The organism is Agrobacterium deltaense RV3 (genome assembly GCF_900013505.1).
Classification (GTDB): domain Bacteria; phylum Pseudomonadota; class Alphaproteobacteria; order Rhizobiales; family Rhizobiaceae; genus Agrobacterium; species Agrobacterium leguminum.
This window is the reverse complement of sequence record NZ_LT009746.1, coordinates 965,677-984,291: the sequence shown is the minus strand read 5'-3', so window position 1 is coordinate 984,291 and position 18,615 is coordinate 965,677. Positions and strand designations below refer to the sequence as shown.

Sequence of the window (18,615 nt, the reverse complement as noted above, 5' to 3'; positions counted from 1 at the left end):
ATTGAAAGAGGAGGGAGGGTGAAATGCTGCTCACACCGCGTCAGGATGAAATCGTTGCGCTGGCGAAAGCGAACGGGCGGGTGCTGGTCGACGAGCTGGCGGCGCGGTTCTCCGTCACTCCCCAGACGATCCGCAAGGATCTGAACGATCTCTGCGATACGCGGGTTTTAACCCGCATCCACGGCGGCGCGCTTTTTCCAAGCGGCAATGAAAACGTCAAATACGAGGCGCGTCGGGCGATAGCCTCTTCCGAAAAGCAGGCGATAGGCGCCGCCGCCGCCGCCCTTATCCCGAACAACTCGTCACTCTTCATCAATATCGGCACGACCACCGAAGCCGTGGGCGAAGCGCTGGCGGATCATCACGAGTTGATGGTCATTACCAACAACATCAATGTTGCCAACAGGTTGCGTGTCTTCCCAGGTATCGAGGTGGTGATTGCCGGCGGTGTCGTGCGCGGTTCCGATGGCGGTATCGTCGGTGAGGCGGCGGTGGATTTCATCCGCCAGTTCAAGGTGGATTTTGCGGTCATCGGCGTTTCGGCCATCGATGAGGATGGCGCTTTGCTGGATTTCGACTTTCGTGAGGTCAAGGTGGCACAGGCGATCATCTCCAATGCGCGCCATGTCATTCTGGTGTCGGATTCGCTCAAATTCGAGCGCACGGCTCCGGTTCGTATCGGCCATCTTTCCCAGGTTCATACTTTCATTACCGATCATTGTCCGGTGGATTCGATCCGGTCCATCTGTGCCGATCATGACGTCCGGTTGATCGAAACCGAGATGGTCGAGTCCTGATCGGGACAGCCCATGAATTTCGTTTGACATTCGTTTTATCTTCGAATTAGATGTCCGTGCTTTCAGTATATCGATGAGGAGAGCGTCGATGAAAGCGCGGGAGGGTCCATGTCTGACGAGGCAATCCACGATATTTTCGTGATCGGCGGCGGTATCAATGGCTGCGGCATCGCGCGTGACGCTGCCGGCAGGGGCTATTCCGTCGCGCTTGCGGAAATGAACGATTTCGCCTCCGGCACCTCGTCCGCCGCTACCAAGCTTATCCATGGCGGTTTGCGTTATCTCGAACATTACGAGTTTCGTCTGGTGCGCGAAGCGCTGATGGAACGTGAGGTGCTGTGGGCCATGGCGCCGCACATCATCTGGCCCATGCGCTTCGTACTGCCGTTCCAGAAAGGTGGCGTGCGCCCGGCCTGGCTCGTGCGTCTCGGGCTGTTTCTTTACGACCATCTCGGCGGCCGCAAGCTTCTGCCCGCGACCCGCTCGCTCGATCTGCGCCGCGATCCCGCCGGGAAACCTTTGAAACCGATTTTTGCCCGCGCCTTCGAATATTCGGATGGCTGGGTGGACGATGCCCGCCTGGTGGTGCTGAATGCCCGCGACGCTGCCAATCGCGGCGCGCTCATCCTCAACCGCACGCAGGTGGTTTCGGCCCGGCGCGAAGGCACCTTCTGGCATGTCGAAACGAAAAATGCGGCCGGAGAGGCCAAAACCTACCGGGCGCGCATGCTGGTGAATGCCGCGGGTCCCTGGGTGGACAAGGTGCTGTCCTCGGCATTCGGCAAAAACAATGTCCATAATGTCCGCCTGGTGCAGGGCAGCCACATCATCGTGCGCAAGAAATTTTCCGATCCGCGTGCCTATTTTTTCCAGAATCCGGACGGACGGATCATCTTCGCCATTCCCTATGAACAGGACTTTACGCTGATTGGCACGACGGATCGCGACTATACCGCCGACCCCCGGGCTGTTAAGATCAGCGATGAGGAGATCAGCTATCTTTGCAATGCGGCGAGCGAATATTTCGCTGAACCGGTGGAGCCGGCGGATATCGTCTGGACCTATTCCGGTGTGCGCCCGCTGTTCGATGACGGGGCATCGAAAGCGCAGGAAGCGACCCGCGATTATGTGCTGAAAACCGAAGGGGCGGAAGGTGAAGCGCCGCTTCTCAATATTTTCGGCGGCAAGCTCACCACCTATCGGCGGCTTGCCGAACATGCTCTTGAAAAAATCGGCGATGCGCTGGGTGAAAAGGGTGCGCCATGGACGGCGGGCTCGCATTTGCCGGGTGGAAGTTTCGGTGCCGAGGCCTACACCGCGGAAGTTTCGGCGCTGCGGTCGCGTTACCCCTTTCTTGAAGAGCGTCATGCGGAGCGGCTTGTGCGCTGCTACGGAACGGATGCGGCGGTGCTGATCGGCAATGCCACGGAGGCGGCGGCGCTCGGGCGGTATTTCGGCGGTACGCTCTACGAGGCTGAGGTTCGCTGGCTGATGGCGCGGGAATGGGCGCTGACGGCGGAGGATATTCTGTGGCGTCGCACCAAGCAGGGGCTCTTTTTTACCCCGGAAGAGGTGCGTGAGCTGGAGGATTATGTCGAAGACATTGCAGGTGGGCGCTTAAGGGCAATCTGACGATCCGGATAAAAGCGGAGGAGGCTTTGGATCACCATGCTTGAATTGCGAAACGTCTCTAAGATGGTTGGCGGTGAATATCATATTCACCCGACCGATCTGACGTTGCAGCGCGGAAGCCTGAACGTCCTGCTTGGACCGACACTTTCGGGCAAGACGACGCTAATGCGGCTGATGGCCGGGCTGGACAAGCCGAGCGCCGGCTCGATCTTTTTCAATGGCGAAGATGTGACGGGATGGCCGGTGCAGAAGCGCAACGTCGCCATGGTCTATCAGCAGTTCATCAACTATCCGGCGCTCAGCGTTTACGAAAACATCGCCTCGCCGATGCGCGTTGCCGGCAAGGACCAGGCGACCATCGACAGGGAAGTGAGGAAAGCCGCCGAGCTTCTGAAGCTGACGCCCTATCTCGACCGCACGCCGCTCAATCTTTCCGGCGGCCAGCAGCAGCGAACGGCACTCGCCCGCGCCATCGTCAAGAACGCCAATCTGGTGCTGCTCGATGAGCCGCTGGCCAATCTCGATTACAAGCTGCGCGAAGAGTTGCGCGAGGAACTGCCGCGCATTTTCGCCGAATCCGGCGCCATCTTCGTTTATGCCACGACCGAACCTTCCGAGGCGCTGCTTTTGGGCGGCAATACCGCAACGCTCAACGAGGGCAGGGTAACGCAGTTCAGCCGTACCATCGAGGTTTACCGGCGTCCGGTGGATATCGTCACCGCGGAAATTTTTGCAGACCCGCCGCTCAACACCATCGAGGTCATCAAGGCGGGCGGTGCATTCACCCGTGCCGACCAGGCGGTGATTGCGGTGCCGGCGCATCTTGCCGCCGTGCCGGATGGACCTTTGACCATTGCGTTCCAACCGCATCATCTTTTCCCGCAGGCGAAGGGCGAGGCCCGGCAGTCGATCCGGGCGCGGACGCTGATTTCGGAAATCGCCGGATCGGAAAGCTTCGTGCATGTGGAATTTTCGGGCCGGCGCTGGGTCATGCTCGCGCATGGCATTCACGACATCGAGCCGGACAGGGACATAGAGCTGTTTCTCGATACAAAACACCTGATGGCCTTTGACGCGAATGGCCGCGCCATCGGCGAAGCGGCTTGAGGGAGATCGGTCATGGCACGCATCACGCTCGATCACATCCGCCACGCCTATAACGCAAAGGCGCAGGCTGCCGGCGACTATGCGCTGAAGGAAGTCCATCATGAATGGGAGGACGGCGGCGCCTATGCGCTGCTCGGCCCTTCCGGCTGCGGCAAAACCACGCTGCTCAACATCATTTCCGGGCTGCTGCGCCCCTCCGAAGGCCGCATCGCCTTTGACGGAACCGACGTGACGGATTTCGCCACGGAAGACCGCAATATCGCGCAGGTATTCCAGTTCCCGGTCGTCTACGACACGATGACGGTCTATGACAATCTGGCCTTTCCGCTGCGCAACCGGCATGTGCCGGAGGCCGAGGTGGACCGTCGGGTGCGGGAAATCCTCGAAATGACCGATCTTTCCGGCATGGCCAAACGCCATGCGCGTGGTCTGACGGCGGATCAAAAACAGAAGATTTCGCTGGCGCGGGGGCTGGTGCGGTCCGATGTCAACGCCATCCTCTTCGACGAGCCGCTGACGGTGATCGATCCGCATATGAAATGGGTGCTGCGCTCGCAGCTGAAACGGCTGCATCGCCAGTCCGGTTTCACCATGGTCTATGTGACCCATGACCAGACCGAAGCGCTGACCTTCGCCGATAAGGTTGTGGTCATGTATGACGGGCAGATCGTCCAGATCGGCACGCCGGCTGAGCTTTTCGAACGGCCGGGACATACCTTCGTCGGTTATTTCATCGGCTCGCCCGGCATGAATGTGCTGCCCGCCAGTATCGACGGCGCGACTGCAATGGTCGGCGGGCTTGGTGTGCCGCTCGCCGGTGCGCCAAAGGTTGAAGGAGCGCAACGCATCGAGATCGGCATCCGCCCGGAATTCGTCCGGCTGGAACGGGGCGGCATGCCCATAACTGTCGACAAGGTCGAGGATATCGGCCGGCAGAAGATCGTGCGCGCCCGGTTCGCCGGCCAGAAACTCGCGATCGTCGTTGCCGAAGACGAGGAAATCCCGGCGGAAGCGGGTGTTCGCTTCGATCCGGCCGCCATCGGCGTCTTCGCCGACTCGTGGCGTGTAAAGATGGGGGCCTGACCATGGAAAAGAGCTGGAACAACAAGGCATGGTTCATGGTGCTGCCGGTGCTGGTGCTGGTCGCCTTTTCCGCCGTCATTCCGCTGATGACCGTCGTGAATTATTCGGTGCAGGACACCTTCGGCAACAACCAGTTCTTCTGGGCTGGAACGCAATGGTTCGAGGAAATTCTGGCCTCGGACCGTTTCTGGGATGCGCTGGGGCGCAACCTGTTGTTCTCCGGCATTATCCTTGCAATTGAAATTCCGCTCGGCATCTTCATCGCGCTCAAGATGCCGAAATCCGGCATCGGCGTGCCGGTTTGCCTCGTCACCATGGCGCTGCCGCTGCTGGTGCCGTGGAATGTTGTGGGCACCATCTGGCAGGTTTTCGGCCGCAGCGATATCGGCCTGCTCGGTTATTACGCCAATCAGCTCGGGCTCGATTACAACTACGTCAATGATCCGGTCGATGCTTGGATCACCGTGGTCATCATGGATGTCTGGCACTGGACGAGCCTTGTCGTGCTTTTGTGCTATGCCAGCCTCGTCTCCATTCCGGATGCCTATTATCAGGCAGCCAGGATCGATGGGGCATCGCGTTTCGCCGTATTCCGGTTCATCCAGCTGCCGAAGATGAAGCGCGTGCTGCTCATTGCCTTCCTGCTGCGCTTCATGGACAGTTTCATGATCTATACGGAGCCTTTCGTCGTCACCGGCGGCGGGCCGGGCAATTCCACCACCTTCCTGTCCATCGATCTCGTGAAGATGGCGCTCGGCCAGTTCGACCTCGGGCCGGCGGCGGCCATGTCGCTGATCTACTTCCTCATCATCCTGCTGCTGTCCTGGGTGTTCTACACCGTCATGACCAGCCACGACGCGGAGACTTGAGACATGAGCGCCTCGAATGTCACCACAAGCGTGGAGCGTAACGGCATCGGCAGTTCGCCGGTGAGAGCCACTGCGACGGGACGATCCGGCCTTGCCGTCAATGCACGGCGTCGCCACCATGGGCCGTCGCGTTTTTCCTGGCTGGTGCCGACGATCTATATCCTGCTGCTGCTGGTTCCCATTTACTGGCTCGTCAATATGAGCTTCAAGACGAACACGGAAATCGTCTCCTCCATGACGCTTTATCCGCATCAGCCGACGTTGCAGAACTACCGGACGATCTTCACGGATTCATCCTGGTATTCGGGCTATATCAATTCGATCATCTATGTCGTCATGAACATGGTGATCTCGGTCGCGGTGGCGTTGCCGGCGGCTTACGCCTTCTCGCGTTATCGCTTTCTCGGCGACAAGCACCTGTTCTTCTGGCTTTTGACCAACCGCATGGCGCCGCCCGCCGTCTTCGCGCTGCCGTTCTTCCAGCTTTATTCGGCTTTTGGCCTGATCGATACGCATATCGCCGTGGCGCTGGCGCATTGCCTGTTCAACGTGCCGCTGGCGGTGTGGATTCTCGAAGGTTTCATGTCGGGCGTGCCGAAGGAAATCGACGAGACAGCCTATATTGACGGCTATTCCTTCCCGAAATTCTTCGTGAAGATTTTCATGCCGCTCATCGCTTCCGGCATCGGTGTCGCCTGCTTCTTCAGCTTCATGTTCTCGTGGGTCGAGCTTCTGATCGCCCGCACGCTGACGACGACGGACGCCAAGCCGATTGCCGCGACGATGACGCGCACCGTTTCTGCCGCCGGCATGGATTGGGGCCTGCTTGCCGCCGCCGGCGTGCTGACACTGATCCCCGGCGCGCTGGTGATCTGGTTCGTGCGCAATTACATCGCCAAGGGCTTTGCGCTCGGGAGGGTTTGACCATGACGAAGATGCCCGATTTTACCTGGATGGCATGGACTTGGCAGACGGCGGCCTTTTTCGGCGCCATCGCCCTGCTGCTCGTCGGTATGTGGTTCTGGGAATATCTCTCGCCCGGCGGCAATCCCCGCTTCGGCCTCCTGCGCTTCGAGACCACGCGCGGCGACAGGCTGTTTATCTCGCTGCTCGGCAGCGCCTTCATTCATCTCGCATGGCTCGGGCTGGTCGGCCCGAACCTGTGGTGGGCTCTCGCTCTATCCTTGGTTTACGCCATCGGCGTTTTCCGTTTTGTCTAGAGCAGGAAAACGGTGCGGCGGAGGAAAACCGCACCCGCAGACTTCATGCAATCGCAAACCCCTGGGAGGACTGATATGCGACGGCATTTGATGACGACGACGGCGGCCATGCTGCTGGCAATGACGGGTTCCGCTTTCGCCGGAATGGAGGAAGCAAAGCAGTTTCTGGACAAGGAAATCGGCGATCTTTCGTCGCTTTCGCGTGGCGATCAGGAAAAGGAGCTGCAATGGTTTGTCGATGCCGCGAAACCCTTCGCGGGCATGGAAATCAAGGTCGTTTCCGAATCTCTGACGACCCATGAATATGAATCCAAGGTTCTGGCTCCGGCCTTCACCGCCATTACCGGCATCAAGGTCACGCACGACCTGATCCAGGAAGGCGACGTCGTCGAAAAAATCCAGACCCAGATGCAGACCGGCCAGAACCTTTATGACGGCTGGGTCAACGACAGCGACCTTATCGGCACGCATTGGCGCTACCAGCAGGTGCGCAACCTGACCGACTTCATGGCCAATGAAGGCAAGGACGTCACCAATCCCGGCCTCGACCTCAAGGACTTCATCGGCAGCGCCTTTACGACGGCGCCGGACAAGAAGCTCTACCAGCTTCCCGACCAGCAGTTCGCGAACCTCTACTGGTTCCGTTACGACTGGTTCAACAACGAAAAGAACAAGGCCGATTTCAAGGCCAAATATGGTTATGACCTCGGCGTGCCGGTCAACTGGTCGGCCTATGAGGATATTGCCGAATTCTTCACCGGCCGCGATGTCGACGGCAAGAAGGTCTTCGGTCATATGGATTACGGCAAGAAGGATCCGTCGCTCGGCTGGCGCTTCACCGATGCCTGGCTCTCCATGGCCGGCAACGGCGACAAGGGCCTGCCGAACGGTTTGCCGGTCGATGAATGGGGCATCAAGGTCAACGACAAGTCACAGCCGGTCGGCTCCTGCGTGGCGCGCGGCGGCGATACCAACGGTCCGGCTTCGGTCTATTCCATCGAGAAATACCTCGAATGGCTGAAGAAATATGCGCCGCCGGAAGCGCAGGGCATGACCTTCTCCGAATCCGGTCCGGTGCCGGCGCAGGGCAACATCGCCCAGCAGATCTTCTGGTACACGGCGTTTACCGCCGATATGGCCAAGCCCGGCCTGCCTGTCGTGAACGAGGACGGTTCGCCGAAATGGCGCGTCGCACCTTCGCCGCATGGCGTCTACTGGAAGGACGGCATGAAGCTCGGTTATCAGGACGTGGGTTCGTGGACGCTGATGAAATCCACCCCCGACGACCGTGCCAAGGCCGCCTGGCTCTATGCGCAGTTCGTGACCTCCAAGACCGTGGATGTGAAGAAGAGCCATGTGGGCCTGACCTTCATTCGCGACACCACCATCCACCACAAGAGCTTCACGGATCGGGCGTCCAAACTCGGCGGTCTCATCGAGTTCTATCGTTCGCCGGCCCGCGTGCAATGGTCGCCGACCGGCACCAACGTTCCGGATTATCCGAAGCTGGCGCAGCTGTGGTGGCAGGCGATCGGCGATGCTTCGTCGGGTGCGAAAACCGCGCAAGCGGCGATGGACTCTCTCTGTGCCGAGCAGGAAAAGGTCATGAGCCGTCTGGAACGCGCTGGCGTGCAGGGCGATATCGGCCCGAAACTGGCGGAAGAGCACGATATCGAATACTGGAACAAGGATGCCGTTTCGAAGGGCAATCTGGCGCCGCAGCTGAAGATTGCCAACGAAAAGGAAAAGCCGGTCACCGTCAATTACGACGAACTGGTCAAAAGCTGGCAGAAGTAATGTCTGCGTAAAATCTGAAACCGGGGCGGCTTGCCGCCCCGGTCATTGCGTCTGAAAGGGAGTAGCATGATGGGCGGTTATATTCTGGCGATCGATCAGGGAACGACATCGACACGGTCGATGGTCTTTGATCGCGACATGCGGGTCATCGGTGTCGGACAGCGAGAATTTCCGCAACATTTTCCGGCCTCCGGCTGGGTCGAACACGATGCAGAGGATATCTGGAAAAGCGTGCTCGAAACCATCCGGCTGGCGCTTGCCGATGCCGGCATCGCCGCCTCCGATATCGAGGCGATCGGCATTACCAACCAGCGCGAAACGACGGTACTGTGGGACCGGAACACGGGCGAGGCCGTGCATCGGGCCGTGGTCTGGCAGGATCGCCGCGCTGCTCCCGTCTGCGAGGGTCTGAAAAGAAGGGGGCTGGAGCCGCTTTTTTCGAAAAAGACCGGTCTGCTGCTCGATCCCTATTTTTCCGGCACGAAGCTGAAATGGCTTCTCGATAGTGTCAGCGGCCTTCGCGAAAAAGCCGTGAAGGGCGAAATCTGCTTCGGCACGGTCGATAGTTTCCTGATCTACCGTCTCACCGGCGGCCGCCGCCATGTGACCGACGCCACCAATGCCTCGCGAACGCTGATCTACAATATCGAGGAAAATGCATGGGACGATGAACTCCTGTCGATCCTCGATATCCCCCGCGCCATGCTGCCGGAAGTGCTGGATTGCGCCGCCGATTTCGGCGTGACGGACAAGTCGCTTCTGGGCGCGGAAATTCCGATCCTTGGCGTCGCCGGCGATCAGCAGGCAGCCGTGATCGGCAATGCCTGCTTCGAGCCGGGGATGATGAAATCCACCTACGGCACAGGCTGCTTTGCATTGCTCAATACCGGCACGGATCGCGTCGCTTCCACCAACCGGCTGCTGACGACCATCGCTTACCGTCTTGACGGCGTCACCACCTATGCGCTGGAAGGCTCCATCTTCATTGCCGGTGCCGCCGTGCAATGGCTGCGCGATGAGCTTGGTTTCATCTCGGTCGCTTCCGAGGTCAGCGCGCTTGCGGAAAAGGCTGACGCCAATCAGCGTGTCTATCTGGTTCCGGCCTTCACCGGCCTTGGCGCACCCTATTGGGACGCGGAGGCGCGTGGCGCTATTTTCGGGCTGACGCGTGGCACCGGTCCGGCGGAATTCGCCCGCGCGGCGCTGGAAAGCGTCGCCTATCAGACCTTCGACCTGTTGGACGCCATGCGCAAGGACTGGGCGGGTGACAATGGCAAGACGGTGCTCCGGGTCGATGGTGGCATGGTCGCTTCCGATTGGACCATGCAACGGCTGGCGGATATTCTTGCGGCACCCGTCGACCGGCCGGTCTTCCTGGAAACGACCATTCTCGGAGCGGCCTGGCTTGCCGCCTCACGCGCCGGCATCTGGCCGGATCGCAAGGCCTTTGCTGAACATTGGCGGCGTGACCGCCGTTTCAGCCCCGCAATGGAAGAGGCTAAACGGAAAGACGCCATTGCCGGCTGGCGTGACAGTGTCGGCCGCTGCCTGTCGCGGCGGGAGAATTGAACAGGCTATACGAAACTGCCGGGTGCGATGCTCTTGCTGGAAACGAGATCGGAAAGGGCGCGCACCAGCTTCGCATCCGCGCCCTTGCTCGGCTGAAGCACAAATTCCACGTCCTCCAGCGGTGGTAGCACGCCTGCGGCAATCTCCTTCAGACCTGCCGGCGCCATGCTGCGCGGCTGCACCAGAATGCCCATGCCCGCTCTTGCCGCAGCGGTCAGTCCGCTGAGACTGCCGCAGGTGCAGACGATCCGCCAGGCGAGGCCGGCCCGGTCTAGCGCCTCCTGCGCCGCCTTTCGGGTGATGCTCGGCGGCGGAAAGGCAATCAGGGGCAGGGCGTCCGGCTGGTTCAGCATTCGCTCCGGGTCGCGCGCTAGCCACACGAGCGGTTCGCGGTAGAGAAAGTGCCCGAGCTTGTCGCCGAGACGGCGTTTGGCAAGCACCACATCCAGTTCGCCATTGTCCTGCATCTGGTAAAGCACGCCGCTCAACGAAACCGTCAGTTCCAGATCGACGAGGGGATAAAGGCGGATGAACTCTTCCAGAATGGCGGTCAGCCGGCTGGCGACGAAATCTTCCGAAACGCCAAGCCTCAGCCGTCCGCGCAGACGGTTCTCGCTGAATAGCGATGACACCTTGCTGTCGATTTCCAGCATGTTGCGGGCGTAACCCAGCAGCGCCTCACCTTCGCCCGTCAGTTTCACCTGATGGGTGCTGCGGGTAATCAGCCGGCGGCCAAGTACGGCCTCAAGCCTTTGAATATGCTGGCTGACAGTGGACTGGCCAATCCCCAGCCGTTCGGCCGCCAGCGTGAAGCTGCCGGTCTGCTGAAGCATCACGAAGCTGGCAAGATGTTGAAGGTTCAGCATTATCCTGAATCGCGATAACTGTTAATCTTTGCATCGGAATTCATGATGAGCGATAGTAGCGCGCGTTTCAAGCAAAACCGATGCCGGAAAGATCTCCCATGACCCGCTTCCTACCTGATCGCTTCACCATGATGCTGGTGGCCACCGTGATTTTGGCCTCCATTTTGCCGATCAGCGGTGAGCCGGCGGAGTACTTCGGGCTGGCGACAAAACTCGCGATCGCTTTGTTGTTCTTCCTCCACGGCGCGCGGCTTTCCCGGGATGTGGTGATTGCCGGTATCCTGCACTGGCGCCTGCATCTGGCGATCCTTCTCGTGACCTTCGGCCTGTTCCCGCTGCTCGGTGTGGCAATCGGCTTAATTCCCGAGAATATTCTGCCTGCGCCGCTTTATATGGGCGTGTTGTTCCTCTGCGTCCTGCCATCCACCGTGCAGTCCTCCATTGCCTTCACCTCCATGGCGGGCGGAAACGTGCCGGCTGCGATCTGTTCGGCCTCCGCTTCGAATATTTTCGGCATGTTCCTGACCCCGCTGCTGGTCGGCCTTCTGTTTACGGTGGGAGGCCATGGCGGTGGATTTTCGCTGGATGCGTTCCTGCAGATATTCCTGCAGCTGCTTTTGCCCTTCATCGTCGGTCAGGTGCTGCAGCCGTGGATCGGCGACTGGATCAGGGCGCGCAAGAAACTGCTGGCTCCGGTCGATCGCGGCTCCATCCTGATGGTCGTTTATCTGGCTTTTTCCGATGCGGTCATCGAAGGCATCTGGCACACGTTTTCGCTCAGGGATATCGGTGTGGTCATCGTCATCAATATCCTGCTGCTGGCGCTTGTCCTGTGTGTGACGATGTTCGGCAGCCGTTTGCTGGGTTTCGACAAGGCCGATGAAATCACCATCACCTTCTGCGGCTCGAAAAAGAGCCTCGCCAGTGGCGTGCCCATGGCGGGCGCGATTTTCGCCGGCCAAAGCATTGGTGCAATCGTCCTGCCGATCATGCTTTTCCACCAGATCCAGCTGATGGTCTGCGCGGTGCTGGCCCAACGTTATGCCAGAAAGGCCCATGAAAAAGCGGCCATATCGGAAGCCGCTGCCGCAGAAGGTGCGGCAGTCTCCACCCGCTGAAGAGCGAATTTTCATCAAACAAAAAAACGGCCCCTTTACGGGGCCGTTCGTTTGAGGTCCGGATCGGTTTAGTTGACCTGAGCGGGCGAAATCTGGGCTTCGATGGTCTTCGGGGCATCGGCGCTGTCGGACGAGATCGCAATGCGGCGCGGTTTCATGGCTTCCGGAATATTGCGCACGAGATCGATGTGGAGCAGGCCGTTCTTCAGGGAAGCGGTCTGGACGTCGACATGGTCGGCAAGCTGGAAGCGGCGTTCGAAAGCGCGTGTGGCAATGCCGCGATACAGGAACTCACCTTCGGATGACTTCTCATCTGCGGCCTTCTCGGCCTTCACCGTCAGCGTATTCGCGCGGGATTCGATGCTGAGTTCAGTTTCATCGAAACCGGCAACGGCCATGGTGATGCGATAGGTGTTTTCGCCGGTCCGCTCGATATTGTAGGGCGGATAGGACTGGGCCTGTTCAGGCTGGCCGAGGCCGTCAAGCATCGAAAAAAGACGGTCGAAGCCGACGGTGGAACGATAGAGGGGGGAAAAATCAACGTGACGCATGGTGTCCTCCTTAAGAAGCGACTGTTTGCGGTTAAGCCCGGCGTCCCGTTCTGGCAACGGCCGGACATGTGGCGCGGTCCCGTTCTGGCGACCGCATGAATGAGATGGGAATGGCCTGCCGCTGCGTCAAGGGGGGCGTGAAAAGGCGAAAGAAACATGAACCATGGCTGAACGTCAGGTTCCGGCATCGTTCAGTTTGAGAGCCATAAAACATCGGTCATCGGAGACATTCTCCGTGGACAGAAGCAATAACGTCCCTTCTTCTTCTGTCTTATTCGCCGGAACCGCGACTGCTTTAACCGACGGTTCCGGCAATTTTTTCTTTGACCTTCCCGCGCCGCCGACCTATCCCGAAAAGGCAGAAAAGCCGGAAAAGACCGATGATCGAAGCCACATTGCGCGCCAGCGAAGACAACCCGGTTCCCGGCAACCATACCGTCGGTTATTTTACCGGCGATCGCGGCAAACAGCTTCGCTACGCGATCTTTCGCGCCAGCCGCCAGGTGGCCCGCGGAACCGTGGTTCTGCTGCATGGCAGGAACGAATGTATCGAGAAATATTTCGAAACGGTCGGCGATCTCACCGCCATGGGTTTCTGGGTTGCGACCTTCGATACGCGCGGGCAGGGCGGTTCCGAAAGATTGCTGAAAAAACCGGGTGCCGGGCATGTGCGGCGGTTCTCCGACTATCAGCGTGATATCGGCCTTTTTCTCGAACAGGTGGTGTTGCCGGATACGCGGCTGCCATTCTTCATGATCGCGCATTCCACCGGCGCGCTTGCAGCGCTTGCCGCTGCACCCGGCCTGTCGAACCGGATCGACCGTCTGGCGCTTTGTTCGCCTTTCATCGAGCTGGACAGCCAGCAATCCGTCCCCTCATCCGTCATTCGGGCGGTGGCGACGGCTTTAAGTCTCGTTGGCCTTGGGCGGGTGCAGCTCGGCAAGGATCAGCGCGAGCGGGATTTCGACGGCAATCCGCTCACCTCGGACCCCAGACGTTTTAAAAGAAATCTCTCGCTGCACAGGCAGTTTCCGGAACTTTTCATCGGTGCGCCGACGGCGCGCTGGGTGTATGAGGCGCTGAAGACCATGGGACGGGTGGTCCGTCAGGATCATCTGACGAATATCACCATTCCGACCCTTATTCTGGCGCCGATGCTGGATACCATCACGCCCTATAAGGCGCAGGAGGAACTCTCACGCAATTTCCGGGCAGCGCAGCTTCTTCCGATCACCGGTGCGCGCCACGAATTGCTGCATGAGCGTGACGTTTTCCGCAAACAGGCGCTGGCGGCCATCGACGCGTTTTTCGCGCCGGAGTGATGGCCGCTTAAGCGCGCTGCCTCAGAGTTTTGAGAGAATGGCGAGCGCCTGTTCGTGCACTGCCTTTGAGCCGGCTGCGAGAATGCGGCCGCCATTTTCCGGACGCCCGCCATCCCAGGTCGTCATAATGCCGCCGGCCTGCTCGATGACAGGGATCAACGCGCCGACATCATAGGGCTTCAGGCCGGATTCGATCACCAGATCGACGTGGCCGGCTGCAAGCAGGCAATAGGCGTAACAATCCACGCCGTAGCGGAAAAGGCGAACCTGATCCTGTACCTTTTCATAGAAGGGCTTTTCTTCCGCAGTGAAGATATGCGGGGTAGTGGTGAACAGCACCGCATCCGACAAAGACGCGCAATCACGCGTCCGGAGTTTCTTTTCGCCGTCGGGTCCGAAATACCAGGCTGTCTCGCCATCGGCGAAATAGCGCTCTTTCGTGAAAGGCTGGTCCATGATGCCCATGGAGGCGCGGCCGGCCGACTGGAAACCGATCAGCGTGCCCCAGACCGGCACGCCGGAAATGAAGGCGCGGGTGCCATCGATCGGGTCGATGACCCAGATATGCTCGCGGTCGAGACCGATATTGCCGTGTTCTTCGCCCAGAATGCCATGCTGTGGAAACCGGGCCTCGATCAGGGCGCGAATGGCTGTTTCTGCGGCCTGATCGCCTTCCGTCACCGGATCGTAGCCGCCATCCTCTTTGTTGGCGACGGCAATGCCCGTGCGGAAGCGGGGAAGCGTTTCAGCGCTGGCGGCATCGGCAAGTTTGAAGAAGAAATCCCGGTCGGGCAGCATGCGAAACCTCATTGCCTGAATATTGGGTCTGAATTCTATTGCGGCAATGCATAGACCGGAATCGCATCCGCCGTCCACTCATACGAATGACGGCGCCGGTGTTTCCATATTTTCAGCACAAGCCCAAAAAATATGCATAAAATAAAATGATTGACAATTGTGCAATTACTGCGTAGCGTGATCCTACAGTCTTTGACTGTAAATACCCTCCTTGGGTGTTTCCTCCCTAGACTTGACCGCGCCAAGGCGCGGTTTTTTTTGTCCGGCGGGCTGCCAGACGATCCGGGATAAAAGATTGAGATAGCGGATGATTTGAACTGCTATTCAGCGGCGAGCGACGTTTCTATCGCGTATTCGGAAACGAAGGCGCCGAGCTGGCGCATGAAGATTTCAAGCGACGCCTGAATGGCAGGAAAATCGGCTTTTTTCAAAAGCGTCTTTTCATCCACGTAAAGCGCCCGGTTGACTTCGATCTGCAGCGCATGGAGAGAGCGGATGGGCCGGCCATAATGTTCGGTGATGAAGCCGCCGGCATAGGGTTTGTTGCAGACCGCGACGAAACCCAGTTCCTCAAGGAAATGCAGCGCGGCGCGGGAGACTTCCTGGGATGCGCTGGTGCCGTAGCGATCGCCGATGATTACATCCGGCCTGAGATTCGAGCCGGCAACGCGGATATTGCCCGGCATGGAATGGCAGTCGATCAGTACCGCCATTCCGAAATTGGCGTGGGTGCGAGACAGCAGGCGGCGCAGGCAGGCATGATAGGGCTTGTAGATCGTCTCGATCCGCGAAAGCGCCTCGTCGACCGGCAGGCGGTGGGCATAGATATCCATATTCTCGGCGACGATGCGTGGCACCGTTCCCAGGCCACCTGCGACCCGCATGGAGCCGATATTGGCATAAGGCGGAAGCGTGCCTTCGAACATGCGGGGATCGAGCTCGTAGGGCTCGCGATTGACGTCCAGATAGGCGCGCGGGAAATTCGCTTTGAGAAGCGGCGCGCCGATCTCCGGTGCCGCCGCGAACAGCTCATCGACGAAATGATCTTCGGAGCGGCGGATCTCATGCGAATCGAGCCTTGCCGATTCCAGGAAGGAGATGGGGTAGCAGCGGCCGCTATGGGGGGAATTATAGACGAATGGCAGGGTTTGAACGGCAGGTTCCGTTACTTCAAACAGCTCATATTCACCCGTTATCCAGTCCATTCAGGGTCATTTACCATGTCGCAAAACTATCAGGATGTTCATGTTGCCAGTTACGGCGCGGCAAGTCCATACTATCGCCCAATCAGCGCTATACCGATTCACGCGTTCACAGGATATTTACCGTGAAAATCCTATAATCGGGCTAGGGTATTCCAAACATTGAGTAGTTACGGTCACTTATGATGAATCAGAAAATTCTTCTCGCTGAAGACGACAACGATATGCGCCGCTTCCTCGTCAAGGCGCTGGAAAAAGCCGGTTACAAGGTTTCTTCCTTCGACAATGGCGCCAGCGCCTATGACCGGCTTCGCGAAGAGCCCTTTTCGCTTCTGCTGACCGATATCGTCATGCCCGAAATGGACGGCATCGAGCTTGCGCGGCGCGCGACCGAACTCGACCCGGACCTGAAAGTCATGTTCATTACCGGCTTTGCAGCCGTTGCGCTGAATGCCGATTCGAAGGCTCCGAAGGACGCCAAGGTGCTTTCCAAGCCGTTCCATCTGCGCGATCTGGTGGATGAGGTCAACAAACTCCTTGTGGCGTAAGGCCTCTCAAAAAAACCTTCACAAAACCGAAAAAAAGCAGTTGACGCATGAACCGGTTTTGTGGTCTATCCGCCGCCACGGAGGGCGTGTAGCTCAGCGGGAGAGCACTACGTTGACATCGTAGGGGTCACAGGTTCAATCCCTGTCACGCCCACCATCCGAATTCTTAAGTATCAAGGCCTTGCGAGAGATCGCAGGGCCTTTTTACATAGTGGCCCCCAGCGAGTGACACTTGCGTCTGCCTTACCGTCTTCGATGCCACGCGGTTCGTAGATAAGGTTCGTATCGCGCAGGTCTTTCACGACAGAGCAACACCCGGGTTGCGATTTTCGCGCCGGGGGTATTCAGAACAGTTGTCCACAGTCCTGGCATTGAAAGAGCACCGACGAGGTCAAGGCTTCCCATCAACTCACAATTTATTGTTGTTGCGCTTCGGAGCAATATCGCCTTGTTTGTAGACTCAAAATCTTCACGGGGAGAGAAACGATGTCCATAAAAACAACAACTCGCGCCACTCTGCTGGTAGGATCGCTTCTGATTGGGGCGAGTTCTGCACTTGCAGAAACAGTTCTACACCGCGGCAATGCCGGGGAACCGCAGACGCTGGATCAGGCACAGACCTCCATCAACATCGAAGCCTTTATCCTGAAAGACCTTTATGAAGGTCTCACCATTTACGATGCCGCCGGCAAGATCGTTCCCGGTACGGCGGAAAGCTGGACACTGTCTGAGGATGGTACCGTCTACACGTTCAAACTGCGTGCAGATGCGAAGTGGTCGGATGGCACGCCGGTAACGGCCGGAGATTTTGTGTTCTCCTACCAGCGCGTCGAAGATCCAAAGACTGCAGCAAAATATGCAAATATTCTTTACCCGATCAAGAACGCCGAAAAGATCAACAAGGGCGATGTTCCGGTTGACCAGCTTGGCGTCAAGGCGGTGGATGACAAGACGCTGGAGATCACACTCGAGCGCCCGACACCTTTCTTCCTTGAACTCCTTTCTCATCAGGCGGCTCTGCCAATCTCCAAGGCAAGCTACGAAAAGAATGGCACCGACTTCGTAAAGCCCGGCGTCATGGTCTCGAACGGCGCCTATAAACTCGAAGCGCATGTTCCCAATGACAGCTTGACGGTCGTCAAGAACACCAGTTTCTGGGATGCATCCAACACCAAGATCGACAAGGTCATCTTCTACCCGATCGACGATCAGGCCGCATCCGTTCGTCGTTTCGAAGCAAAGGAAATGGACCTCGCCTACAACTTTTCCGCGGATCAGATCGACCGTCTGCGCAAGGCCTATGGCGAACAGGTTCACGTTTCGCCGACGCTTGCCACCTATTACTACACCTTCGATACCCGCGAAGCGCCGTATAATGACGTCCGTGTCCGCCAGGCGCTCTCCATGGCAGTGGACCGCGATTTCCTCGCCAAGGAAATCTATAGCGGTTCTCAGATTCCGGCCTATTCCATGGTTCCTCCGGGCATGGATTCTTACAAAGAGCCGGCAAAGGCCGACTTTGCCACGCTGTCTCAGCTTGATCGTGAAGACGAAGCCCTCAAGCTCATGAAGGACGCTGGTTACGGTGAGGGTGGCAAGCCGCTTTCCATCGAAATCCGTTACAACACAAACCCGAACCATGAACGCGTCGCGACGGCTATCGCTGATATGTGGAAGAACACCTTCGGCGCGAAGGTGTCGCTGGTGAACCTCGACGTCGCCTCGCACTATGGCTACCTTCAGGAAGGCGGCAAATTCAACGTGGCGCGTGCCGGTTGGGTTGCGGACTATGCGGATGCCGAAAACTTCCTGGCGCTTTCGGTATCTTCCAACAAGACCTTCAACTATTCCAAGTTCAACAACGCCGAATATGACGCGCTGATGCAGAAGTCCTACGACGAGAAGGATCCTGCCGCTCGCTCCAAGCTGCTGCATGAGGCAGAAACCATCCTCATGAAGGAACAGCCGGTTGTTCCGCTTCTGACGCAGGCCGATCTCTGGCTGGTTTCCAACCGCGTCAAGGGTTGGGTCGACAACGCTGCCAACGCACACCTCAGCCGCTTCCTGAGCGTTTCCGAATAAGCAGCGTCGGCACGGTGGCTCACACCACCGTGCCATGCCGGAGCCCGAAAAAGC

17 protein-coding genes and 1 tRNA gene are annotated in these 18,615 nt (G+C 58.6%); 14 read left to right on the top strand and 4 right to left on the bottom strand.

Annotated elements, in window-relative coordinates; genetic code table 11:
• The first annotated feature begins 23 nt into the window (after positions 1-23).
• From AGR7B_RS18880 to glpK, 9 genes are all read left to right on the top strand, one after another.
• Complete coding sequence (locus AGR7B_RS18880; protein WP_020812079.1) at positions 24-797, top strand: DeoR/GlpR family DNA-binding transcription regulator; 774 nt, start codon at positions 24-26, stop codon at positions 795-797.
• Between the two features lie 108 nt (positions 798-905).
• Positions 906-2,429: a glycerol-3-phosphate dehydrogenase gene (gene glpD, locus AGR7B_RS18875; protein ID WP_080857575.1), complete on the top strand. Its 1,524-nt coding sequence runs from the start codon at positions 906-908 to the stop codon at positions 2,427-2,429.
• Positions 2,430-2,465: 36 nt separating this feature from the next.
• Positions 2,466-3,536, top strand: a complete 1,071-nt coding sequence (locus tag AGR7B_RS18870) for an ABC transporter ATP-binding protein (protein ID WP_078052184.1) — start codon at positions 2,466-2,468, stop codon at positions 3,534-3,536.
• A 12-nt stretch (positions 3,537-3,548) separates the two neighbouring features.
• Entirely contained in the window at positions 3,549-4,619 is a 1,071-nt protein-coding gene (locus AGR7B_RS18865) for an ABC transporter ATP-binding protein (RefSeq protein ID WP_078052183.1), read from the top strand.
• 2 nt (positions 4,620-4,621) lie between these two features.
• Positions 4,622-5,488, top strand: coding sequence for a carbohydrate ABC transporter permease (locus AGR7B_RS18860; protein ID WP_065117167.1), 867 nt, complete (start codon positions 4,622-4,624; stop codon positions 5,486-5,488).
• A 3-nt stretch (positions 5,489-5,491) separates the two neighbouring features.
• Entirely contained in the window at positions 5,492-6,412 is a 921-nt protein-coding gene (locus AGR7B_RS18855; RefSeq protein ID WP_035261093.1) for a carbohydrate ABC transporter permease, read from the top strand.
• A gap of 2 nt (positions 6,413-6,414) precedes the next feature.
• The gene (locus AGR7B_RS18850) at positions 6,415-6,708 is read left to right on the top strand and encodes a DUF2160 domain-containing protein (protein ID WP_003519736.1); all 294 of its coding nucleotides are present in this window, start codon (positions 6,415-6,417) and stop codon (positions 6,706-6,708) included.
• A 75-nt stretch (positions 6,709-6,783) separates the two neighbouring features.
• On the top strand, positions 6,784-8,505 hold the full coding sequence (locus AGR7B_RS18845) for an ABC transporter substrate-binding protein (protein WP_003519735.1): 1,722 nt from the start codon (positions 6,784-6,786) through the stop codon (positions 8,503-8,505).
• A 69-nt stretch (positions 8,506-8,574) separates the two neighbouring features.
• Positions 8,575-10,074 carry a glycerol kinase GlpK gene (glpK, locus tag AGR7B_RS18840; RefSeq protein ID WP_080858169.1) on the top strand — a complete coding sequence of 500 codons (1,500 nt, stop codon included), beginning with the start codon at positions 8,575-8,577 and terminating at the stop codon, positions 10,072-10,074.
• Between the two features lie 5 nt (positions 10,075-10,079).
• On the opposite strand, the gene AGR7B_RS18835 is transcribed toward glpK, so the two are convergent.
• On the bottom strand, positions 10,080-10,940 hold the full coding sequence (locus AGR7B_RS18835; protein WP_080857574.1) for a LysR family transcriptional regulator: 861 nt from the start codon (positions 10,938-10,940) through the stop codon (positions 10,080-10,082).
• A 98-nt stretch (positions 10,941-11,038) separates the two neighbouring features.
• Between AGR7B_RS18835 and AGR7B_RS18830 the strand changes: the two genes are divergently transcribed.
• Positions 11,039-12,058, top strand: a complete 1,020-nt coding sequence (locus AGR7B_RS18830; RefSeq protein WP_080857573.1) for a bile acid:sodium symporter family protein — start codon at positions 11,039-11,041, stop codon at positions 12,056-12,058.
• Between the two features lie 68 nt (positions 12,059-12,126).
• Here AGR7B_RS18830 and hspL read toward each other — a convergent pair whose 3' ends face one another.
• Positions 12,127-12,609, bottom strand: a complete 483-nt coding sequence (gene hspL / locus AGR7B_RS18825) for a heat shock protein HspL (RefSeq protein ID WP_080857572.1) — start codon at positions 12,607-12,609, stop codon at positions 12,127-12,129.
• 380 nt (positions 12,610-12,989) lie between these two features.
• On the opposite strand from hspL, the gene AGR7B_RS18815 reads away from it, so the two are divergent.
• Positions 12,990-13,931 carry an alpha/beta fold hydrolase gene (locus AGR7B_RS18815; protein ID WP_078052178.1) on the top strand — a complete coding sequence of 314 codons (942 nt, stop codon included), beginning with the start codon at positions 12,990-12,992 and terminating at the stop codon, positions 13,929-13,931.
• Between the two features lie 21 nt (positions 13,932-13,952).
• Here AGR7B_RS18815 and hisN read toward each other — a convergent pair whose 3' ends face one another.
• Together hisN and AGR7B_RS18805 are read right to left on the bottom strand one after the other, a co-directional pair.
• Positions 13,953-14,729, bottom strand: a complete 777-nt coding sequence (hisN, locus tag AGR7B_RS18810) for a histidinol-phosphatase (RefSeq protein ID WP_065656651.1) — start codon at positions 14,727-14,729, stop codon at positions 13,953-13,955.
• 320 nt (positions 14,730-15,049) lie between these two features.
• Positions 15,050-15,934 (bottom strand): N-formylglutamate amidohydrolase, encoded by an 885-nt coding sequence (locus AGR7B_RS18805; protein ID WP_003519728.1) that lies wholly within the window; start codon positions 15,932-15,934, stop codon positions 15,050-15,052.
• A gap of 182 nt (positions 15,935-16,116) precedes the next feature.
• Between AGR7B_RS18805 and cpdR the strand changes: the two genes are divergently transcribed.
• From cpdR to AGR7B_RS18790, 3 genes are all read left to right on the top strand, one after another.
• A complete protein-coding gene (cpdR, locus tag AGR7B_RS18800) occupies positions 16,117-16,479 on the top strand; it encodes a cell cycle two-component system response regulator CpdR (RefSeq protein WP_003497910.1) in 363 nt (120 codons plus the stop codon).
• Positions 16,480-16,561: 82 nt separating this feature from the next.
• Positions 16,562-16,636 (top strand) — tRNA-Val (locus tag AGR7B_RS18795).
• Positions 16,637-16,965: 329 nt separating this feature from the next.
• Positions 16,966-18,561 (top strand): peptide ABC transporter substrate-binding protein, encoded by a 1,596-nt coding sequence (locus tag AGR7B_RS18790; RefSeq protein WP_078052177.1) that lies wholly within the window; start codon positions 16,966-16,968, stop codon positions 18,559-18,561.
• Positions 18,562-18,615: the final 54 nt, after the last annotated feature.

Excerpts from the sequence above, each read along its gene's own strand:
- AGR7B_RS18880 (WP_020812079.1), top strand. The coding sequence starts at position 24 with ATGCTGCTCACACCGCGTCAGGATGAAATCGTTGCGCTGGCGAAAGCG.
- glpD (WP_080857575.1), top strand. The coding sequence starts at position 906 with ATGTCTGACGAGGCAATCCACGATATTTTCGTGATCGGCGGCGGTATC.
- AGR7B_RS18870 (WP_078052184.1), top strand. The coding sequence starts at position 2,466 with ATGCTTGAATTGCGAAACGTCTCTAAGATGGTTGGCGGTGAATATCAT.
- AGR7B_RS18865 (WP_078052183.1), top strand. The coding sequence starts at position 3,549 with ATGGCACGCATCACGCTCGATCACATCCGCCACGCCTATAACGCAAAG.
- AGR7B_RS18860 (WP_065117167.1), top strand. The coding sequence starts at position 4,622 with ATGGAAAAGAGCTGGAACAACAAGGCATGGTTCATGGTGCTGCCGGTG.
- AGR7B_RS18855 (WP_035261093.1), top strand. The coding sequence starts at position 5,492 with ATGAGCGCCTCGAATGTCACCACAAGCGTGGAGCGTAACGGCATCGGC.
- AGR7B_RS18850 (WP_003519736.1), top strand. The coding sequence starts at position 6,415 with ATGACGAAGATGCCCGATTTTACCTGGATGGCATGGACTTGGCAGACG.
- AGR7B_RS18845 (WP_003519735.1), top strand. The coding sequence starts at position 6,784 with ATGCGACGGCATTTGATGACGACGACGGCGGCCATGCTGCTGGCAATG.
- glpK (WP_080858169.1), top strand. The coding sequence starts at position 8,575 with ATGGGCGGTTATATTCTGGCGATCGATCAGGGAACGACATCGACACGG.
- AGR7B_RS18835 (WP_080857574.1), bottom strand. The coding sequence starts at position 10,940 with ATGCTGAACCTTCAACATCTTGCCAGCTTCGTGATGCTTCAGCAGACC.
- AGR7B_RS18830 (WP_080857573.1), top strand. The coding sequence starts at position 11,039 with ATGACCCGCTTCCTACCTGATCGCTTCACCATGATGCTGGTGGCCACC.
- hspL (WP_080857572.1), bottom strand. The coding sequence starts at position 12,609 with ATGCGTCACGTTGATTTTTCCCCCCTCTATCGTTCCACCGTCGGCTTC.
- AGR7B_RS18815 (WP_078052178.1), top strand. The coding sequence starts at position 12,990 with ATGATCGAAGCCACATTGCGCGCCAGCGAAGACAACCCGGTTCCCGGC.
- hisN (WP_065656651.1), bottom strand. The coding sequence starts at position 14,729 with ATGCTGCCCGACCGGGATTTCTTCTTCAAACTTGCCGATGCCGCCAGC.
- AGR7B_RS18805 (WP_003519728.1), bottom strand. The coding sequence starts at position 15,934 with ATGGACTGGATAACGGGTGAATATGAGCTGTTTGAAGTAACGGAACCT.
- cpdR (WP_003497910.1), top strand. The coding sequence starts at position 16,117 with ATGAATCAGAAAATTCTTCTCGCTGAAGACGACAACGATATGCGCCGC.
- AGR7B_RS18790 (WP_078052177.1), top strand. The coding sequence starts at position 16,966 with ATGTCCATAAAAACAACAACTCGCGCCACTCTGCTGGTAGGATCGCTT.